This window comes from Paraclostridium sp. AKS73, from assembly GCF_025671395.1.
Lineage (GTDB): Bacteria > Bacillota > Clostridia > Peptostreptococcales > Peptostreptococcaceae > Paraclostridium > Paraclostridium benzoelyticum.
Genome location: NZ_JAIXHU010000003.1, coordinates 104,954 through 126,368, shown reverse-complemented (window position 1 = coordinate 126,368; position 21,415 = coordinate 104,954). Strand labels below are relative to the sequence as shown.

The following is a 21,415-nucleotide window of genomic DNA, read 5'->3' as shown; positions in this document are numbered from 1 at the left end:
AGAAACGGCATACCTTTTATTTTACATAAATTTCACAAAAATATTACTTTTTACAACTATCTTGACTTTTTGTGTCTAAATGTATACAATTTAAATTAAAGGGGAAAATGTTTTTATCATAAAATTTATTCATAAGGGGAGGAATTATTTTGACAAAAGCAAAGAAAAAAATAGGACTAGTACCAAAATTGATAATAGCAATAATACTTGGTATTATTATAGGTAATTATGCTTCAAAAGAAGTAGTTGAAATTTTAGTTACTATAAGTGGTTTATTTGCTGCATTTTTACAGTTTGTAATACCATTTATAATTTTAGGATTTGTTACAGCTGGTATAGCTGAATTAACTTCAGGGGCAGGGAAGCTATTGGGAATAACAACTGGTATAGCATATTGTTCTACAATAATAGCTGGATTGCTTGCATATACAGTTGCAATAACTATTTTCCCTAATTTTATAAACGCTGGTGTAGCTGAGAGTGTAGTAGACCCAAATTCAGGTATGCTTTCACCAATATTTACTATACCATTAAAACCAATGCTAGATGTAACAGCTGCAATAGTTTTCGCATTCATGATGGGTCTTGGAATTTCAGCTCTTAGAGGTCGTGGCAGAGGAGAAGGATTATTTAACATAGCAATGGATTTTCAAGAAATAATAAAATCTACTTTATCTAAAATAATAATACCTTTACTACCTCTTTATATAGCAGGAACTTTTGCTAATATAACTTTTGCGGGACAAGTATGGGACATACTAAAAATATTTGGTAAGGTATACTTAATTGTAATACCACTTCATATTATATATATATGTTTCCAATTTGCTCTTGCTGGAGCATACACTAAAAAGAATCCAATTCAATTACTAAAAAATCAAATACCAGGATATTTAACAGCAGTTGGAACTCAATCATCAGCAGCTACTATACCTGTAAATGTAGTGTGTGCAGAAAAAAATGGAGTATCTAAACAAATAAGAGAATTTGTTGTACCTCTTTGTGCAACTATTCACTTATCTGGAAGTATAATATCAGTAACTTCATTTACAGTTGCTGTTTTAATGATGAATCAAATGAATTATAGTTTAGCTATAGTATTACCATATTTATTGATGCTAGGAGTTGCTATGGTTGCAGCACCAGGGGCACCAGGTGGGGCTATAATGAGTGCGCTTCCATTTTTACCTATGGTAGGAATACCATCAGATGGTGGACTTGCAAGTTTAATGATAGCACTATATATAACTCAAGATAGTTTTGGTACTGCAGCTAATATATCAGGAGATAACGCAATAGCTGTAGTAATAGATGAAATAAACATAAATCTGTTAAAAGAGAAAAAGAAAATAATATAAAGAAGTGAATACTTAATAAAAAGAGTTATCTCTATTTAGAGGTAACTCTTTTTTATAATAAATATACTCTATTTAATCAAGTACATTATATATAATTGTATTTGCAATAGATAATAATATAGAAGCACCTATAGCACTAACAAATCCATATAAGTGTACTCCTGGGACTATACTAAAAGCTAATTTTAAAACAAGTGCATTTATTACTAATGAAAATAAACCTAATGTTAAAAATGTTATAGGTAGTGAGAAAAATTGAAGCAAAGGTTTAATTGTTAAGTTTAAAACACCAAAAATGACTGTTAGTATAAGTAAAGAGCTAAAAGATGTTATAGAAACACTGCTCATTAATAATGATACTATATATAAAGATATAGCATTAACTACTATAAATAAAGATACTTTTTTCATAGTAAAAACTCCTTTTCAATAAAATTTACTAATTTATTAAAGCTTAATATATAATAATATATTCCCATAAAAAAATAAATTACACATTTTATGTAAAATTTAGACCTAAAATTATATTACCATGGTTTAGCCCATGGAGCTTCATAATATTCTTCTTTCCATAATAAATCTGTAGAAACTCTAAATATATCACTAGATAAAGCTGATTTATAAAAAATGTTAATTACATTTATTTTATTACACAAATCATTGTTTATAATAATTTTAAAATCATCACATTCAAAGATTGTATCATTTTCTGTAGGCTCATCCAGAGCTACGCTAAAAACAGGACCATATCATCCACTTACTTCTTTTATGTATACTCTTAGATACTTAACATCTAAATTATAAGATTCAAAAATATTATTTAGTTCTTTTTTAGCTGGATTACTAATATTTATAATCATAAAAACACATCCTTTATATTTTAATATTTATTAATATACCCTAATTTAAATAAAAATAAATGACAATATTGTTAAGGAATAATTAAGGAATTATTGATATAATAAAAGCTAAGGGAATATTTGGAGATGATAAAATTGAATAACCTTGGAATTGTATGTAAAATTATTTTATGTATGTCTGCAAAATAGCATTTTTAAATCTAATAGTAGAAGGTAATAATTATACGGTAAATATTTTTCATACAGAATCATATTATAATAGAGCTATGTATTTAGCATTGATTTAAATGACAATAGACGGATTATATTCTCTTATAGAAAGTTTTATCAATTTAGCAAAAACAACTGAGGAAGGAATTATCTTTATAGATGGAACTTATATGAAATATAAAGAAATAAATGTTTAGAAGAATTATCCAAAAGGGTATATATATAATTAAATTTATTGTAATATAGTACAATAAACAGGTATAATATTAGATGTATTAATAATATAATGTAAATGGAGTAAATAAAAAGTAACATAAAGTTAAAATGTTATAAACTTAATTATAGATAGAAGGGAAATATGGATATGTTTTTTTTCGATTTTTTTAAAACCAACAAAAAGAAACTACAAGAACAAATAAGTGAACTAAAAAGTGAAAGAGAGTGTTTAGAAAAAGAATTTAATAAACATCATAATAAATATGAAGAATTGTGGAGGAAATATCATAGCAATGAAATGAACTACACTTCAGCTATGAAGGTAGATAATAAGTGTTATGAATTAAAAGCTAGAATAAAAGAACTTGATAAGAAGATAAAGGAATTAGAGGAAGAGTTATAAAAATTAAAGCTTATAAATTTTGTTTAACAACAAAGTTTATAAGCTTTTTTATTTAATAAAATAAAACTTGTATGCTTAAAGATCAACATAAGATAATTTTTTATAATAAATCTTAAATTGAATATAAATAAAATTATACTCAAATTTATTGAATATATAAAATAAAAGAATTTTTTATCATAAAATATAATTAATTATAGATTAAATGGGAAAAGTAAGAAATTAAACTAAATTATCTAAAAATTTAAAAAAATGTAAAAATTGATTGACAATAAATCTCATTTTAAATATAATTTGAAATAACATTATAAAGTTAATGAGTAAAGAAAGGAAGTAAAGCATGATAAAATTAATAGGTATTTTAGTTGTCATTTTAGGATTTGTGTTTAAAGTAGAAACTTTATTTACAGTATTAGTTGCGGGGATTGCGACTGGATTAGTGGCAGGAATGGATATTATGGATATTCTAAATACATTGGGGCGATCGTTTGTAGATAATAGAGCGGTATCATTATTTATAATGACTCTGCCAGTAATAGGAATACTAGAAAGATACGGATTAAAGCAAAGGGCTGTTTATTTAATACAAAAGCTTGGAAAGTTAACTACAGGAGGCGTATTTTCTATATATATGATAATAAGACAAATAGCTGGTGCGCTTTCAATAAGAATAAGTGGACATCCTCAATTTGTTAGACCTTTAGTTGAGCCTATGGCACAAGCAGCAGCAAAGAGTAAGTATAAAAATGTAGATGTAAAAGATGAAGAAGCTATAAAGGCTTTATCAGCAGCTAGTGAAAACTATGGAAACTTTTATGGTCAAAATTTATTCTCTGGGAGTTCAGGGGTATTATTAATAGCATCGACTTTAACTGGATTTGGATATGCAGTAAGCGAACTAGATATAGCTAAGGCTAGTATAATAATGGCTGTAATAGCATTTTTAATTTCTGCATTACAAAACTATTTATTTGATAAAAAATTAAACAGAAAATATAACAAATAGGGGAGGACTCATAAGTGCAAAACTTTATAAATATAGGACTAGAATCGTTTTATGTTTTAATGGGAATTTTAATGATAGTCATTGGTGTTAAATCACTTAAAACAATTGATAATAATAAAAAATATGGAACATTTGCTTTTTGGGTATTACTTAGTTTACCGTTTATATTTGGAAAAGTACTACCAGCAACATTTATTGGAGGAATATTAGTATTATTAAGTTTATTAACTCTTACTAAGCAAGTTGTGTTTGCAAAATACGAAGTTGCAACTGAAGAGTTTAGCCAAGCTAAATCAGAAAAAATAAAGAGTAAAATATTTTTACCTTCACTTATATTAGCATTTGCCGCAGTTGCGGTAGCTATGTCACTTTCTTCATATGCTAGTTCATCACAATTTGCAATAGGAGCTGGAGCAATAGTAGCACTTATAAGTGCATTTATAATCACAAGAGCAAAACCCAAAGAAGCAGTTGAAGATGGAGCAAGATTACTTCAACAAATGGGACCTACTAGTATGCTACCTCAATTACTTGTTGCACTTGGAGTTTTATTTACAAATGCAGGAGTTGGAGATGTAATATCTAATATGATATCAGGAGTGGTTCCAGCGGATAGTAGATTCTTTGGAGTAGTAGCTTATGTTTTAGGAATGGCGATTTTCACTATGATAATGGGTAATGCATTTGCAGCATTTTCAGTTATAACAGCAGGTATAGGGATACCTTTTGTATTATCTCAAGGTGCAGATCCAGCCATAGTTGGAGCTTTAGCATTAACAGCAGGGTATTGTGGAACTTTACTTACGCCTATGGCTGCAAACTTTAATATAGTACCAGCAGCATTACTAGAAGCTAAAGATCAATACAGTGTAATTAAATATCAGGCACCAGTTGCCATTGTATTATTAGCTATACACATATTTGTAATGTACACATTTGCATTTTAATTATTTAGTAAAATTCTAAAGGAGGAAAGTGGAATGAAAATATTAATAACAGGATTTGATCCATTTGGAGGAGAGCCTATAAATCCAGCTGAAGAAGCTGTTAAAAGAATAAAAGATGAAATAAATGGAGCTGAGGTTATAAAGCTGACTATACCTACAGTTAGAACAAAATCAGTTGAAGCTATAGAACAGGCAATAGATAAGCACAATCCAGATATAGTAATATCAGTTGGGCAAGCAGGCGGCAGATTTGATATAACTCCAGAAAGAGTAGCTATAAACCTAGATGATTTTAGAATAAAAGATAATGAAGGTAATCAAGTTGTTGATGAAACTATACAAATTGATGGACAGCCGGCATACTTCTCTAATCTACCAATAAAAGGTATGGTAAAACATATGAATGAAAATGGGATACCAGCATCAGTTTCAAACACTGCAGGAACTTTTGTTTGTAATCATGTAATGTATGGGATACTATATTTGATAGATAAAAAATATCCGAACATAAAAGGTGGATTTATTCATATACCATATATGACAGGACAAGTTATAGATAAGAAAAACATGCCTTATATGAGTTTAGATGAAATTGTCACTGGACTTGAATTAGCAATAGAAGCATGTACTATATATAATGAAGATATAAGAGCAATAGGTGGAGAAATATGTTAGTAAAAAAGATATTTGTATATGGTAGTTTAAGAAGCGATATGTTCAATTACAATATATATTTAAATGGAAAAGTAAAAAGTTCTAAAAGAGGATATATAAATGGTAATTTATATCATTTAGACAACAAAGGCTATCCAGCGGTTGTAAAAGGTAATAAAAAGATTTTAGGAGAATTAATGGAACTTAATGATTTTGAAGCAACGCTAAAAGAACTAGATGATATGGAGAATTACAAGTTAGATGGATTTAACAATGAATATAATAGGCGTGAAGTAGATGTTACGCTTCTAGATGGAAGTATAGAAAAGGCATATTTTTATGAATATAATAAAGATGCTGAAATTAATAAAGATGATGTATTAACTTCTATAGGATATGGTGACTGGAAAGAATATATGTCAAATAAATAAAGAATAAAAGCTATCTTAATAAAATTTTGTAATTTATTAGGATAGCTTTTTTATATTTAAACCAAGGAAATTTTTACGAGACTATTCACCTATATATAAATAAGTACATAAAATTATATAAGTTATATAATAAGGATGTGTCTATTATTGAATATAGATAATAATTTTATAAAAATAAATATGCTTCTACAACATAAGTATACGCTCAAAAACTCAAACTTAAGAAAAGATCCCTCAACTAGTTCTGACATTATTACTGTTATTTCTAAAGGTTCTAAGGTTGAACTTATTGAAGCTTATGATGAATGGAGCAAAGTAAGATATGATTCAAATATAGGATATATACACAATGATTTATTATCAATTACTAAATATCCATGGAGTAACTTAAACCTTAGAAGAGAACCGAATACTCAATCAAATATAATAATTACAATACCAAAAGAATCTAGAGTAGAAGTTATAGAAAATATAGGAGACTGGAGCAATATAATATATAATGACATAGAAGGGTATGTATTTAATTACTTTTTATCCGATGATGGGAATAAACATGATGTATTAGATTATAAATATTTTTATAGTGACATGACTAAATTTGTAAACCAAAACAATATAAAGAGCCCTACAAACAATTTATTAGTAACTGATTTAAAAAATAAGTATACCTATATTTTTAAAAAAGATAATAACTCTTGGGTACAGTTGTTTAAATGGAGATGTACTGTTGGAAAACCTAGCACTCCAACTATAACAGGCATTTTTTATATAGATGGAAGAAAGCCGTATTTTGGGACTGATGAGTATAGAGTTAAATATGCAACACGTATAAAAGACGGATACTATTATCATTTAGTACTGTATGATTCTACAGGAAGTTATATAATAGATGGAAGGTTAGGGAAAGCTTTGAGCCATGGTTGTATAAGGCTAGATACCGAAAATGCTAAATGGATATATAATAATATATTAGATACTACTACGGTGGTAATACATTAAATATATAAGGGAGTTGTATAAATGTAAATTTCAAACTCCCTTATATATTTAACATATATTAGTAAACTATGTTATTATATACTAAAGCATTAATGAAAGGAAAAAGATATAATGGGAAAACACTAGTACTAGCAGAAAAACCTTCTGTAGGAAGAGATTTAGCTAGAGTATTAAATTGTAAAAATGAAAAAAATGGATATATAGAAGGTAGTAATTATGTAGTAACATGGGCTCTTGGTCATTTAGTAACACTTGCTGAAACTGAAAGTTACTCAAATAAATATAAAAATTGGGACATAAATGATTTGCCTATATTACCTAAATATTTAAAGACAGTAGTTATAAAAAAGACATCTAAACAATTCAACACAGTGAAAGCTCAACTAAATAGAAATGATATTGAATCGATTGTAATAGCTACAGATGCGGGTAGAGAAGGAGAACTTGTAGCAAGATGGATAATAGAAAAAGCACAAGTTAAAAAGCCTATAAAGCGTTTATGGATATCATCTAGCACAGATAAAGCTATAAAAGAAGGATTTTCAAAATTAAAGGATGGAAAAGAATACGAAAACTTATATCGCTCAGCGGTTGCTAGAGCAGAAGCTGATTGGTTAGTTGGAATAAATGCTACAAGAGCACTTACAACGAAGCATAATGCACAACTTTCTTGTGGTAGAGTTCAAACTCCTACTGTAAATATGGTTTACAAAAGAGAAGAGGAAATTCAAAAATTTAAACCAAAAGAATTCTATGGCATTAAATTACAAGCACCTATGTTTAGTTTAAACTGGGTAGATTCTAAAAATAATAGCCAAAATAGCTTTAATAAAGAAAAAGTAGAAAATATAGTAACTAAGATAGAAAATAAAAATGCTGAGATATTAGAAGTTAATAAAACTTATAAAAAGAAATATTCACCAGGACTATATGACTTAACAGAATTACAAAGAGATGCAAATAAAATATTTAATTTCTCTGCAAAAGAGACTTTATCTATAATGCAAAAACTATATGAACACCATAAAGTTCTTACATATCCTAGAACAGATTCCAAATACATTAGTAGTGATATAGTAGACACTTTAAAGGATAGAGTTAGAGCTGTGAGTGTAAGTGACTATGCAAAAGTTTGTACTAAGATATTAAAAGACAAAATAAAAACTAATAAATCATTTGTAGATAATTCTAAAGTAACAGATCACCATGCGATAATACCTACTGAGGAAAGAGTATTCTTAAGCGATTTAAGTGATAGAGAAAGAAAAATTTACGATTTAGTAGTAAAAAGATTTTTAAGTGTTTTAAGTGATCCTTTTGAATATGAACAAACAACTATAAAGGCTAACATAGAAGGTGAAACTTTTGTAGCTAAAGGTAAAAAAATTATTAAATTAGGATGGAAAGAAAACTATACTAATATAGATGAAGATGATGACAATGATCAAAATCTTCCAAACTTAAATAAAGATGATATTATAAAGGTAGTTAAATGTAGTTTAACTAGTGGCAAAACACAACCTCCAAAACCATTAAATGAAGCTAGTTTATTAGCTCAAATGGAAAAAGAAGGTCTTGGAACAGTTGCAACTCGTGCAGATATAATAGAAAAGATTTTTAATTCTTTCTTAGTTGAAAAAAGAGGAAAAGACATTTTTATAACATCTAAAGGAAAGCAATTATTAGAGTTAGTTCCTAGTGAGTTAAAATCGGCAGAGCTTACATCTTCTTGGGAGAAGAAGCTTAATGAAATATCATGTGGTAAGTTAAAGAAAGATGTATTTGTAAATGAAATGAAAGACTACACTAAAGATATTGTAAAAGATATAAAAAGTAGTGATGCTAAATTTAAACATGATAACTTAACTAAAAATAAGTGTCCTGAATGTGGAAAGTATATGCTTGAAGTTAATGGAAAAAGAGGAAAGATGCTAGTTTGCCAAGATAGAGATTGCAACACTAGAAAGATGGTTTCTACAACTACCAATGCGAGATGTCCTGTTTGTCATAAAAAACTCGAACTTAGAGGCGAAGGGGAAGGGAAGACCTTTGTTTGTAGCTGCGGACATCGTGAAAAATTAAGTAGTTTTAACAAGAGAAAGAAAGAAGAAAATAATAAAGCATCTAAAAGAGATGTTAATAAGTATTTAAAGAATCAAAATAAACAAGAAGAAAGTTTCAATAATCCTTTTGCAGAGGCATTAGCTAAACTTAAAAAATAGTTATCTTAATTAAAACGAAGGGGTTATATGTATGATGTAGTGCATTTCAAGCATCATACATATAACCCCTTCACTCATTTTGAATGATTACATATCAATATGGTTAAATTTATTTAACATTAGGATCATTACTATCTATATATTCTTGACTTGGAAGCTTTATATAACCTCCAGATATCCAACCATTAGTTCCGTCTTTAAATTGAATTTTAAACCAACCGGTATTAGTCTCTTTTGCAACTATACCTATAATATTACCTTTTTCAACTTGACAAATAACAGGGTTATTAACCCCAGGTCCAGTTCTTACATTAAGCTTATTAGCAGTTACTTCAGCTGGACCTTCAGCAACTACTATATTTTGCTCAGTAGAAGATTCATTTTGAGAGTTAGAAACTTTGACGAAATTTTCTTGAACATACCCAGTTTTGCCATCATATATAATTTTGTACCAATCCCCAGTCTTTTCTGTAGTTTTTAACATATGACCATTTTTAGCTTTTCCTATTATTTTATAGTTTGTTGAAGGGCCAATTCTAACATTTAAGCTACTTCCTTTATTTACTGAGACTTTTAAATTGCTTTGGATAACTTCTGAATTATTTTGATTATTTTGTTTTAAATATTTTTTATAAGAATAACCTTCTTTTCCTTTGTATTCTACTTTAAACCATGATCCATTACTATCTAAAACGGTAACTTTTTCACCCTTAGGTATTACTTTTACTACCTTAGAATTTGTACTTTTACCCTGTCTCATATTCAAATAAGTAGTTGCAGTTGCTTTTTCTGATGCATAAGCACCTACAGTTGAAGAACCAATTAAAGCTAACGTTGCAATAAATTTGATACACTGTTTGTTCATTAAAATCTACCCCTTTTATAAAATTTATAATTATAAAATTCATTTAATTTTAAATATTGAAATTAAAAATTCAGCTGATTTTTCTTTAATATTTAATCTAAATTAATTATAGCATTTAGTAAAAAAACTTACTATAATTTGTAAAATTTATAAGATTACATGTTTGTAATATGTATAAAATTTAATTCTTTCTTTTTTATTTTACAAAAATAATTTATTAGAAATACAATAAAGTGGGTTCTATATATAATATATATAACCCACTTTATTGTATTTCTGTTAATAATATTTGCTTACGAATTATTAGAAGTGCTCCCATGCTTTTGTAGTTATTATATAGTTTATACCATAAATAACGATAGATTCTTTTATTATTTTATTTACCCCTTTTATATAAACCTATTAAAATAATATGTGCAACAGTTTTATGAATTAGTATATGAATTTATAATTTAGATAAAATTAGTTTACATAATTAAATTTAAGTAACTTATAAGATTTATTTTTAAGCTGTGAAAAAGTAATCCCAATAAGTATATATACTTAAAATAAATGCAACTAATGTGTAAGCAAGAGAGACAAAAAAAGGCGTGCTTTTAAAGAACTTAAGACCATAGTTACGAGTGGTTTCTTTATCAATTGATATTGCTGTCCAATAGTCTAAAAACCTATTATAGATGTTATCCTCTGTTGAAAAAAAGCCTATAATTGTTGTGAATAAAACTCCTATTATTAAAGACATGTCAAGAAAAGATACTTTCAAAGAATTGCTTATTAGGTGGTTAACTAAAACTATTATAAATAGAGTTAAGATTCCAATAAAAAGTTTTTTCAAATATATACCTCCTTAATTTATTTAATATAATTGTATAGACTTAAATAGATTTAATCAATAGAAAAAAGGGTAATCTAGTTACTATATATAATTATTAAAATAAGTTATTCTTGTGATAAAGAATTTAAAATAAAGGTGGTGTAATGATGAAGGATATTAAGTTAGTAAAACTTATTGGAGATATAAATAAAAGCAACGTAGATGAAATTAACAATTTAGGAATTGGAGTAGAAATTCAGAGTTTTCCTCAAAATATTTTGGATGAGGATTATAGTACAATAATAAGTGATTGTAAGAATAAATTAAAAAACTTTAGCAATGTAATATCATTACATGGATCCTCATTTGATTTAAACCCAGGGAGTACGGATAAAAAAGTTATTGAGTTAACTAAATATAGATATATGCAATCAGTTGAAATTGCCAAGGAAATAGGTGCTAAATACGTAATTTTTCATAGTCAACTAAACCCTTTATTAAGTGTAGAGAAAATAAGAAAACTTAAGCTAGATAATCAAATAAAATTTTGGAAAGATTTTATGAAAACAATTGATGATATAGATGTGACTATTTTATTAGAAAATGAGTATGATGAAAATCCTGAAGAGATTTTACATATTGTTAAATCAGTAAACTCTCCTAAACTTAGAATATGTTTAGATGTAGGCCATATTTTGGCATACTCTAAAAATTCTTTAGAAGAATGGATAGTATCAACCAAAGATTTTATAACTTATGTGCATCTACACTTCAATGACGGAAAAAATGATTCTCATAGTAAACCAAGTAATGAACAACTAATTTACTTTAAAAATATAATCGAAAAAGCTGAAATAAATCCTATATTATCACTAGAATATATATTTGAAAATGAAGTAGAAGAAATAAATAGAGTAAGGAATATTTTAAGTCAAAAATAAATAAAAAAGTGTAGTCAAAATAATATAAAAAGACTACACTTTTTTATTTGTTTTAGTAAATCTCCGTTACTGGTATTCGAATTGGTATATATAACATAGAAGTAACTTAATAATATTTTTAATTTTATAAATTTGAAACTGTGAGATATGTTTGAATATGTAAAAAGATGGTATATATATTAATGTTGAAAATTTAATAATTATTTAGGAGGGATAGATATGAAAATTAATAAAGCAATTATTATAGCATTAGGATTAGTTGTTATATGCGGGGTTGGAGTAAGTTATTCGCTAGTAAAAGATGACAAAGCAGAATACCTAACAAAAGATCAAGCAAAAAATATTATTTTAGAAAAAGTGCCAGATGGTAAAATATTAGAGTTTTCTTATGATAATGAAAATAATTCACCAAAGTATGAATCAGAAATAGTTAAGGATACTATGAAATACCAAGTTGATGTAGACGCTGAAACTGGTAAAATAATAAACTTTGAACAAGAAGTACTTAAAGATCAAAATAATGGAAAAACTTCAGATAAGCTAATAAGCGAAGATAAAGCTATGGATATAATGCTTAACAAGGTTCCAAAAGCAACAGTTCAAAAATTTAACTTAGACAAAGATGGAAAAAATGCTGAGTATGAAGGTGTACTTACAAAAGCAGATACAAAATATGAAATAACAGTAGATGCAAAAACTGGTGATATAAAAGAGTTTAGTCATGAACAAATAAAAGTAAAAGACACAAAAGCAGATAAAGATAATCAATATGGAGATATAGAGATCAATGACTAAAATAAAAAAAGTGTAGTTATCTAACGATTAAGAATTAGATGGTTACACTTTTTTATTTTTATATAAATAAAATAGTATAGACTAAAACTATTAATCTAACAATAAATATAGAATTAAACTATATTTATTGAAAGCAAATAATAAATTTAGTAAGATTAGAAAAACTAATTTAAAAACTGAATGTTGTATGTATGAAATTTTATAAACATTTATAGGTATTTATACATATAATTTAAAAAATAGGAGGGTTGATATATGTTATACAATAACGTTTTAGATCTTATAGGAAAAACTCCAATAGTTAAGCTAAATAATATTCAAAGTGAAAATAATATATTTTTAAAGTTAGAAAAATACAATATAGGTGGAAGTATAAAGGATAGAGCTGTTCTTGGGATGATTGAAGACCTTATGGAAAGCGGAGATATAAAAAAAGGAGATACTATAGTAGAGGCAACAAGTGGAAATACGGGAATTGCTTTATCTATGATTGGAAAGCTAAAGGGGCTTAAGATTATTATAGTTATGCCTAGTTCTATGAGTAAAGAGCGTAGAGATTTGATGAAAGCCTATGGAGCAGATATAATACTGACAGGTGAAGGTGGAATGCAAGCCTCTATGGAAAAAGCAAGTGAATTAATAAGTTCAAATGGAAATTATAAATCTCTAAAGCAATTTGAAAATAAAAGTAACCCTAAGAAACACTACTCTACAACTGCAATAGAAATATATGAAGATATTAAAGATATAGATATATTTGTGTGTGGTATAGGAACAGGTGGAACAATAAGTGGAGTTGGAAAATATTTAAAAGAATTAAACAAAGACATAAAAGTTATTGGAGTTGAGCCAGAAAGATCTCCTTTAATATCTAAAGGACATAGTGGGCCTCATAAGATACAAGGAATAGGAGCGAATTTTATACCTAAAAATTTAGATATGAGTATTGTAGATGAAATAGTAACTGTAAAGGATGAAGACGCTATAAACACTATCAAGTTGCTGGGAGAAAAGGAAGGAATATTAGTAGGGATTTCATCTGGAGCAAATGTATATGCAAGTATGGAGATAGCTAAGAATTTTAAAGGAAAAAACATTGTAACAATATCTCCTGATGGAATTAGAAGTATCTATCTATGGATATAATTGGAGGATAGAATGTTAAAAAAATAAATGCTGACATAGAGTATATAATTGAAAATGATCCAGCTGCAAGATCTAAGATAGAAGTTTTTTTACTTTACCCATCAGTTCATGCTTTGATTGGTCACAGAATTGCACATTACTTTTATAAATATAAAATGTTTTTTATAGCAAGATTTATATCTCAAGTAAATAGATTTATAACGGGAATAGAGATACACCCAGGTGCAACTATAGGAAATGGAATTTTAATTGACCATGGTATGGGAGTTGTAATAGGAGAAACTGCAGAGGTTGGCAACAGAGTTACTATATATCATGGAACCACATTAGGAGGAACAGGAAAAGACAGCGGTAAAAGACATCCAACTGTAGGGGATAATGTAGTAATAGGAGCAGGAGCTAAAGTTTTAGGACCAATAACTATAGGTGAAAATTCTAAAGTAGGTGCAAATGCAGTTGTATTAAAAGATGTTCCGCCAAATAGTACAGTGGTTGGGATACCTGGTAAAATAATAAAAAAGGAATAACTAAGAAGTTATTCCTTTTTTATTTCAGTGTAAAGTTTAAAATAATGTACGTCGAATAGGGGGAAACTAAATTTTACTTATCAAACTTCACGTAATCTAATTCATTAGATATACTTATATTAAAAACATATGAAAGCGAAATTTCATTTAAGAATTTAGCTTTCTCTTCATCACTTAAATTTATTAAATCAAGTTTTTGATGATATTCCATTACAAAAGCTTTTAAATCTTTTATATGGTCGAACATATAATAATTAAGACCTTCATTTTCTATAGAGTAGTTTTCTTTTATTATTTTAAAGATAGTTCTACCACCAAATAAATCTGCTAAATATCTTGTATAAGCATGAGCAACTAATAATTTAGGATTTGTTTGAGATATTTCATCTAATCTATCAACGAAAACCCTTGTTGAATCGCAAATTTCTATTGAATCAATCTTATACCCTAATAAGAACTTAGAGTCATCAAGTAAAGCATTAGCTCTAAATACTTCAGGAGTTATAAATTCTTTTAAGACTTCATCGTCTTTATGCTTTTCAAGATTCTCCTCTATTGCTTTGTAAATAAAATAAAGATTATAGATGTATTCTCCGTATGTTTCAACATTAGCATCTCCATCAATTAATCTTTTTATGAACCCTGTATTTTCAGCCATATCGTGTAATTTTTTTTGTGCTACTTTGAATGACTTTTAAAAAGTTCATATCCATAAAATCATCTTCTTTCTTTTGTATTGTGATTACTAATAAAATAAATACCCTATGAAATTAAAACTAAAACATTAATTTTAACAGTTATTACAATTTTGATATATTAGACCAATGAGGTTTAATGTATAATAAAATATACTATAATTACTAAGAGGAAACTTTTAATTAAGATAATTAAAGATAGGTGATAAAATGCAAGACTATAACAATATACAGATAAGAGAACTAGAAAATTGGAAAGAAAAGATGAAAAAGAAGCCATCAATAATAAATAAAGCATCTAAAGAAGCTCAAAATAAACTAAATTCAGTACTTCCTGAAAATTATCATAATATACTTACTACAGCCATAAAGAATATGACAAAGGTTGTTTTGTTTGGGTCAAAATATACGACAAAAGCTCCAATTGAAAACATTTCATTACAAGAGCGAGACGAAATAGCTTATGAAAAGATTAGATTATACAAAAAAACTGCTATGTTAGAAGGGGCAGGCACTGGAGCTGGAGGAATTATTGTTGGTCTTGCTGACTTTCCTCTACTTTTAAGTATAAAAATAAAACTTTTATATGAGATTGCAAGTATTTATGGATTTGATACTAAGGATTATAAAGAAAGGATATATTTATTAAATATATTTCAATTAGCATTTTCAAGTCAAAATCATGTTAATACTATATTTAAAGATATGGAGCATTTTAATGAATCAAAAGATACGCTATCAGATGATATAAATGAGTTTGATTGGAGAATGTTTCAGCAGGAATATCGAGATTATATAGATTTAGCTAAGTTACTGCAACTAGTTCCTGGGATAGGGGCTTTTGTTGGTGCATACGTAAACAATAAATTAGTAGATAAGTTGGGAGAGTATGCAATATATTCTTATCATATGAGGTTGTTAGATACTAGCGGATATATAAAAGAAAATGAGAGCTTTTTATCTAAAGGTTATAAAAAAATCATATCAAGAGTCAAGTAATTAAAAAATAAGTGTATGTTAATATTGTAATATCAACATACACTTATTTAAATTAAAAGCGTTTAGTTCTATAAAATCTATACAAAAAGTCTTTTTCTAAAGTTTTACTAAGAGTTGCACTTTCTTGGAAATTAATAAACTTTATTTCTAAAGCAGATTTGCTAGTAGGAATAACCTTATGTATCAATTTAAGATTTACTATATAACTTTTATGAGTTTTAAAAAAGTTTGGTGGAATTCTAGAATTTAAATCATCGAAATTCTCATAAAATTTTATAATATCATGATCTTTAGTATATAGGTTTACAGCTCTAGAGTTTTTCTCAAACATAACTATATCATCAAAATTAATCATATGTATCTGCTTTCTGATTTTATAAACAAATAAAGTATCATCTATAAAATTATTTGTAGCTAGTTTATGAGAATTAATGTGGTCAATAGCAATATTTACAGAATCTAAAATTTTACTTTCAGTAAACGGTTTAACTATAAAATCAACTGGATGAACTTTAAAACTTTCCAAGCTATAATCAGAAAATCCAGTTACAAAAATTATATGAACATCTTTATCTATCGAAGATATTTCTTTGGCACAATCTATACCATTTTTATGAGGCATATCAATATCTATTATAAGTAAATCTATTTTCTCACATTTAATAAAATCTATTGCTTCTATTCCATTTTTAACTTTTTTTATATAGTCCACATATCCGGATTTTTTCAGTATGTTTTCAATATCATCTCGAACAACTTTATCATCATCACATATTAAAACTTTTATCATAAATATTTTCTCCCTATAAACTTTTATTAACAATATTTAGGTATTAAAATCGTAAACTCAGTTATAAATTCGTCGCTACTTGCAAATATATGATACCCATATTTATCTAAAATATTTTTAACTAGATAAAGACCGTATCCCCTATGTTCACCGTCTTTAGTAGAAAAACCTTCATCAAATATACTATCCGTATTATATATCTTAGGTCCGTTGTTTTTTATAGATATAACATATTGAAATTCATCTTCATAAACAAATAACTTTATATATTTATTATCTTTATTAAGTGGAGAGAGCGAATCAATAGCATTATCTATTATATTCAATAGAACAGAACTCATTTCATTAGGTTCAATAACTAGGTTATCTATGAAATCTTGTATATAAACATCAAAAGAAATATTTTTTATAAGACACTCTTCATATTTTAAAGATGCAATTGCATCCAAATAAGAAACCTTTCCGTACCTTGAGGTTTTACTTCTAAAACTATTAGATATATTTGTTATATACTCCTTAGCATCGTTACTAAGTCCATTATTTAATAAAGAGTACACAACTTGAAGATGTTTTAGATAATCATGTTTTTGACTCCTAAGTTTACTTATAATGTTATCTTTATGCTCAATTTTAATATTTTGGGTTTTGAGTTCTGTTTTATTGCAGTTATCATTATCTATTAATTTAATAATTTTATAGCCTATATAAAAACTAATATATATAAGTAAAAAGATAAAAATATTTTAAACAACCCACTAAATAATAAATTATAATTAAGTTTGATTAGCATAAAAACTAAAAAATTTTATAAGAACTGACATTACAATAGATATAAATATTGTTATTAGACCTTTTTAGAAAGTGATAGTTTTTTAAAGAATAAAAACTTATCAAGGTAAAAATTAAGTCCTATAAATATAATTAAAATATATATAGGAAATATAATAATATTGTCCATAACTCACCCCTAAATAATTTTATATACAGATTATAACATTTATAAAAAAATATGTAAAAAATGGAAAATTACAAAGAAGCTACAAAAAAGTGAAAATTAAGTTATAAATTTATGTAAACAACCTTTAAAACCTTGAAAATTTACAATTTGATACATTTTTTAAATGAATATATAATTAAGTTATCAAATAGGGAGGAATATATAAATATGGGGAATGATTTGAGTATAGTATTAAAATACATAAAAAGTTATAAAACAAGGTCATTAGCTATAATACTAAGTATAGTGCTTGGAACAGCTCTTATAGTAGGAGTAGGAACATTAGCTAGAAGTGCGCAACAAGCAGATGTAGATAGAATGAAGAGAGAATTAGGAACTCATCATGTAATATTTAAAGATATAAATAAAGATCAATTAGACATTGTAAAACAAGGAAATGATATAAAAGAGATTAGGGTTACATCATATTATGCATCTACAGAACTTGGTGAGAAATTACCAATAAATATACAATATGCAAGTGAAAATTATTTAAATAATGATTCAGAGCTTAAAAAAGGAAGATTTCCAAAAGGAAATAATGAAGTTGTAGTTGAAGAATGGGTTTTAAATAGTATGGGGTTAGAACCTAATTTAAATCAAGAATTAACTTTTAAACTATATCAAAAAGAAAAGCCTGAAACATTTAAAGTTGTTGGAATACTAGAAGATAGATATAAAGAAAAACAAATTGGAGTATGTGAAATGTTTTTGGTACTAGATGAAAACAATATAAATAAGTTTAGTACTTATGTAGAGTTTTATGAAAATAGTGATATAAATAAAAATATAAACAATATATCAAAAAAGGCTAAATTAAATACAGAAAAACAAGTAAATACAAATAAAATGCTTGTAGAATCTATACAAAAAAATGGGTCAGTAGATGAGGCAAGCAAAAATATGACAATTGTATTAAGTTTATTTGCAGGCCTTGTAATATACAGTATTTATTCAGTATCTGTATATCAAAGAATAAGAGAATATGGAGTATTAAGAGCGCTTGGATCTACTAGTATAAAAATATTTAAGCTAATGTTTATTGAACTTTTAATATTAAGTGTAATAGCTATTCCCATTGGTATATTTATAGGTATGGGTGGAGCACAGATATTTAATAAGTTAGTAGGAAATATTCAATTTGAAGGCAAAATAAGCCAAACGCCATTTGTTGTACCTAGTTTTATAATTTTATTATCAATAGTATGCACTTTATTAGTAACATTATTAATAAGTGTATTAACTTATATTAAAATAAAAAAAATAGCACCTATAGAAGCTATAAGAAAGAATTTTGGATTAGAAGGAAAAGCAAAAAGTAATAATTCAATATTGTCAAAACTAAGCAAAAACATATCAGTTACTAAGGCAATATCTTTTAGAAATATATTTAGAGATAAAAAATCATTTATAATTATTATTTTATCTATGAGCTTAGGTGGAATTATGATTATAAAAACTAATTATGCATTTTCAAGAAGTAAACAAATGAATGCATCAATAAACAAGGAAACATTTATGAATGGTGATTTTATACTAAATGTTAGTGGTGCAATGGATGAACAAAATGGTTTGGTTGATAAACAAATAAATGAAATAAAAAATATAGATGGCATCAGAGAAGTTAAAGCTGCTAAAATTTTAAATACTAGGATGCAAATAGATAAAGATAAAGTTTTGGATAAACAATTTTTTGATTGTCTAAAAAAAGGTGGTTACTATGGTGAGGTTTTAAATGGTTTACTTATAGATGATAAAAGTACAGGAGATTATTTAATAAAGCAAAAGTTAAAGGGTTACAACGATGAAATGCTAAAATCATTAAATAAATACAGAACAAGTGGAGAGATAGATATAGATAAAATAAAAACAGGAAATTTAGCAGTAGTATATATACCACATACATATGAAGTATTTGAAGGATATAGAGATATTGGAAATCATACTTATGGGAAACCAATAGTTGATATAAAAGTAGGAGATACTGTAAAAGTTAAATACCCGAAAGGAAAAATAGATACTGATGAATATTGGAAGGGTAGAGGTAACTATGAATATGAAGAATATGAGTTTAAAGTAGGAGCCATAGTGGATTATCCTTTTGCTGATGACAATGTATATTCAGCTGATAGTGGAGTAGATGTAATTATAAGTGATTCAAACTTTAAGGAAATAACAAATATTAATAATTACGATTTAGTGTATACAAATATAGAAAATAGTGCAAATCATAATGTTATAAATAAACAATTAGGGAAGATAGGTAGCCAAGTACCAGGAACCACTACTACAGATTTAGTAAAAGAAAAGCAAGATAATGAAAAAATGACACAAAAAGAATTGATTTATGAGTATGGAAAAATAAGTATAATATTTATGATAAGTATCTTTAATATAATAAATAATGTGAGTTACAACTTAACATCTAGAACTAGTGAATTTGGTATGCTGAGAGCTGTAGGCATAAGTGAAGATAAATTTAAGTTTATGATAGTTTTTGAAGGTTTATTATATGGTATATTTTCAAGTGTAGTAGTTATAGTTGGAGGAATTTTATTACAACTTAGAATGTATAAAACATATGGATTTGAAACATATGGAATAGAATTTGCTATAGCCTACAAAGATTACATATTAATAGCTGTAACAAACATACTAATAGGATTGTTTGCAACATATATACCAGCAAGAAAAATAAAAGAAAGTAATATAGTAGAATCTATAAATATAGTGGAATAGGGTGAATATTATGGTAACACTTGAAACAATAAATTTAGGAAAAATATATGGGAAAAAGAAACATCAGTACATGCATTAAAAGATGCAAACTTAAAAATAAATAAAGGAGAATTTGTTGCAATAGTAGGGCCTAGTGGAAGTGGTAAAAGTACATTTCTACATTTAGTAGGGGGGTTAGAGAGACCAAGTAGTGGGACTATAAAAGTAGATGGAAAAGATATATGTTGTTTAAGTGATAGAGAGCTTGCAAAATATAGAAGACAAAAAGTTGGATTTGTATTTCAACAATATAATTTAATACCTGTACTTAATGTAGATGAAAATATAGAGTTGCCAGTTAAGTTAGACAATAGAAAAGTTGATAAGGATTATATAAATGAACTGATGGAATTATTAGGTATTAGAGATAGAAAAGATCATCTTCCAAGTCAATTATCAGGAGGGCAACAACAAAGAGTGGCAATAGCTCGTGCATTATCAGCAAAGCCGAGTATAATACTTGCAGATGAGCCAACAGGAAATTTAGACACAAAAACTACTGAGGAAGTTATAAATCTCCTTAAATCATCTATTAAAAAATATAATCAAACTTTAATAATGATAACGCATAATGAAAATATAGCTAAAAAAGCAGATAGAATAATTTCTATTGTAGATGGAAAATTAAATGAAAGTTATTCCGCAAACAGTTAAAAAATAGTTAAAATAAGAATTTTGTTGAATTTATAAAAAATTTAAGTAAAAAGCCTTGGGATAGGTAAAAAATCTATTCCAGGGCTTTTTTTATTTGAAAACTTACTA

20 protein-coding genes and 2 pseudogenes are annotated in these 21,415 nt (G+C 26.8%); 15 read left to right on the top strand and 7 right to left on the bottom strand.

What is annotated here, in order from left to right; all coding sequences use genetic code 11:
* Positions 1-149: 149 nt before the first annotated feature.
* Positions 150-1,358, top strand: coding sequence for a dicarboxylate/amino acid:cation symporter (locus LEQ07_RS03330; protein ID WP_263329517.1), 1,209 nt, complete (start codon positions 150-152; stop codon positions 1,356-1,358).
* Positions 1,359-1,430: 72 nt separating this feature from the next.
* Here the strand turns inward: LEQ07_RS03330 and LEQ07_RS03325 are convergent, their stop codons facing one another.
* On the bottom strand, positions 1,431-1,769 hold the full coding sequence (locus LEQ07_RS03325) for a phage holin family protein (protein WP_046822032.1): 339 nt from the start codon (positions 1,767-1,769) through the stop codon (positions 1,431-1,433).
* Between the two features lie 116 nt (positions 1,770-1,885).
* A complete protein-coding gene (locus tag LEQ07_RS03320; protein WP_021429136.1) occupies positions 1,886-2,014 on the bottom strand; it encodes a hypothetical protein in 129 nt (42 codons plus the stop codon).
* Positions 2,015-2,786: 772 nt separating this feature from the next.
* Here LEQ07_RS03320 and LEQ07_RS03315 point away from each other — a divergent pair.
* From LEQ07_RS03315 to LEQ07_RS03285, 7 genes are all read left to right on the top strand, one after another.
* Positions 2,787-3,047, top strand: coding sequence for a hypothetical protein (locus tag LEQ07_RS03315; RefSeq protein WP_046822033.1), 261 nt, complete (start codon positions 2,787-2,789; stop codon positions 3,045-3,047).
* A 340-nt stretch (positions 3,048-3,387) separates the two neighbouring features.
* Entirely contained in the window at positions 3,388-4,053 is a 666-nt protein-coding gene (locus LEQ07_RS03310) for a DUF969 domain-containing protein (RefSeq protein ID WP_263329516.1), read from the top strand.
* A gap of 14 nt (positions 4,054-4,067) precedes the next feature.
* Positions 4,068-5,000 (top strand): DUF979 domain-containing protein, encoded by a 933-nt coding sequence (locus tag LEQ07_RS03305; RefSeq protein ID WP_263329515.1) that lies wholly within the window; start codon positions 4,068-4,070, stop codon positions 4,998-5,000.
* Between the two features lie 33 nt (positions 5,001-5,033).
* The gene (gene pcp / locus LEQ07_RS03300) at positions 5,034-5,675 is read left to right on the top strand and encodes a pyroglutamyl-peptidase I (RefSeq protein ID WP_035116513.1); all 642 of its coding nucleotides are present in this window, start codon (positions 5,034-5,036) and stop codon (positions 5,673-5,675) included.
* Positions 5,669-6,085, top strand: a complete 417-nt coding sequence (locus tag LEQ07_RS03295) for a gamma-glutamylcyclotransferase family protein (RefSeq protein WP_263329514.1) — start codon at positions 5,669-5,671, stop codon at positions 6,083-6,085. The genes pcp and LEQ07_RS03295 overlap by 7 nt, the downstream gene beginning before the upstream one ends.
* 147 nt (positions 6,086-6,232) lie before the next feature.
* Positions 6,233-7,084 carry a L,D-transpeptidase family protein gene (locus LEQ07_RS03290; protein WP_332842870.1) on the top strand — a complete coding sequence of 284 codons (852 nt, stop codon included), beginning with the start codon at positions 6,233-6,235 and terminating at the stop codon, positions 7,082-7,084.
* A gap of 92 nt (positions 7,085-7,176) precedes the next feature.
* Complete coding sequence (locus tag LEQ07_RS03285) at positions 7,177-9,306, top strand: DNA topoisomerase III (protein WP_263329513.1); 2,130 nt, start codon at positions 7,177-7,179, stop codon at positions 9,304-9,306.
* 109 nt (positions 9,307-9,415) lie between these two features.
* Here the strand turns inward: LEQ07_RS03285 and LEQ07_RS03280 are convergent, their stop codons facing one another.
* Complete coding sequence (locus tag LEQ07_RS03280) at positions 9,416-10,171, bottom strand: SH3 domain-containing protein (RefSeq protein WP_263329512.1); 756 nt, start codon at positions 10,169-10,171, stop codon at positions 9,416-9,418.
* A gap of 505 nt (positions 10,172-10,676) precedes the next feature.
* Positions 10,677-11,006, bottom strand: a complete 330-nt coding sequence (locus LEQ07_RS03275) for a hypothetical protein (protein ID WP_021430808.1) — start codon at positions 11,004-11,006, stop codon at positions 10,677-10,679.
* A gap of 146 nt (positions 11,007-11,152) precedes the next feature.
* Here LEQ07_RS03275 and LEQ07_RS03270 point away from each other — a divergent pair, with 146 nt between their 5' ends.
* The 4 genes from LEQ07_RS03270 (at position 11,153) to epsC (ending at position 14,394) form a co-directional block, all read left to right on the top strand.
* Positions 11,153-11,926, top strand: coding sequence for a sugar phosphate isomerase/epimerase family protein (locus tag LEQ07_RS03270; protein WP_263329511.1), 774 nt, complete (start codon positions 11,153-11,155; stop codon positions 11,924-11,926).
* Positions 11,927-12,145: 219 nt separating this feature from the next.
* Positions 12,146-12,721: a PepSY domain-containing protein gene (locus tag LEQ07_RS03265; protein WP_263329510.1), complete on the top strand. Its 576-nt coding sequence runs from the start codon at positions 12,146-12,148 to the stop codon at positions 12,719-12,721.
* Positions 12,722-12,976: 255 nt separating this feature from the next.
* On the top strand, positions 12,977-13,867 hold the full coding sequence (gene cysK / locus LEQ07_RS03260) for a cysteine synthase A (protein WP_317851993.1): 891 nt from the start codon (positions 12,977-12,979) through the stop codon (positions 13,865-13,867).
* A 23-nt stretch (positions 13,868-13,890) separates the two neighbouring features.
* Positions 13,891-14,394, top strand: coding sequence for a serine O-acetyltransferase EpsC (gene epsC / locus LEQ07_RS03255; RefSeq protein ID WP_263329585.1), 504 nt, complete (start codon positions 13,891-13,893; stop codon positions 14,392-14,394).
* A gap of 73 nt (positions 14,395-14,467) precedes the next feature.
* On the opposite strand, the pseudogene LEQ07_RS03250 reads toward epsC, so the two are convergent.
* A pseudogene (locus LEQ07_RS03250) lies at positions 14,468-15,070 on the bottom strand (biliverdin-producing heme oxygenase); the annotation flags it as partial.
* A 229-nt stretch (positions 15,071-15,299) separates the two neighbouring features.
* Here LEQ07_RS03250 and LEQ07_RS03245 point away from each other — a divergent pair.
* The gene (locus LEQ07_RS03245; protein WP_263329509.1) at positions 15,300-16,088 is read left to right on the top strand and encodes an EcsC family protein; all 789 of its coding nucleotides are present in this window, start codon (positions 15,300-15,302) and stop codon (positions 16,086-16,088) included.
* 52 nt (positions 16,089-16,140) lie between these two features.
* Here LEQ07_RS03245 and LEQ07_RS03240 read toward each other — a convergent pair whose 3' ends face one another.
* Together LEQ07_RS03240 and LEQ07_RS03235 are read right to left on the bottom strand one after the other, a co-directional pair.
* The gene (locus LEQ07_RS03240; protein WP_263329508.1) at positions 16,141-16,878 is read right to left on the bottom strand and encodes a LytR/AlgR family response regulator transcription factor; all 738 of its coding nucleotides are present in this window, start codon (positions 16,876-16,878) and stop codon (positions 16,141-16,143) included.
* A 26-nt stretch (positions 16,879-16,904) separates the two neighbouring features.
* On the bottom strand, positions 16,905-17,486 hold the full coding sequence (locus LEQ07_RS03235) for a sensor histidine kinase (protein WP_263329583.1): 582 nt from the start codon (positions 17,484-17,486) through the stop codon (positions 16,905-16,907).
* 557 nt (positions 17,487-18,043) lie between these two features.
* On the opposite strand from LEQ07_RS03235, the gene LEQ07_RS03230 reads away from it, so the two are divergent.
* Both LEQ07_RS03230 and LEQ07_RS03225 read left to right on the top strand, forming a co-directional pair.
* Complete coding sequence (locus LEQ07_RS03230; RefSeq protein ID WP_263329507.1) at positions 18,044-20,614, top strand: ABC transporter permease; 2,571 nt, start codon at positions 18,044-18,046, stop codon at positions 20,612-20,614.
* A 10-nt stretch (positions 20,615-20,624) separates the two neighbouring features.
* Positions 20,625-21,307, top strand: a pseudogene (locus LEQ07_RS03225) (ABC transporter ATP-binding protein).
* Positions 21,308-21,415 lie beyond the last annotated feature (108 nt).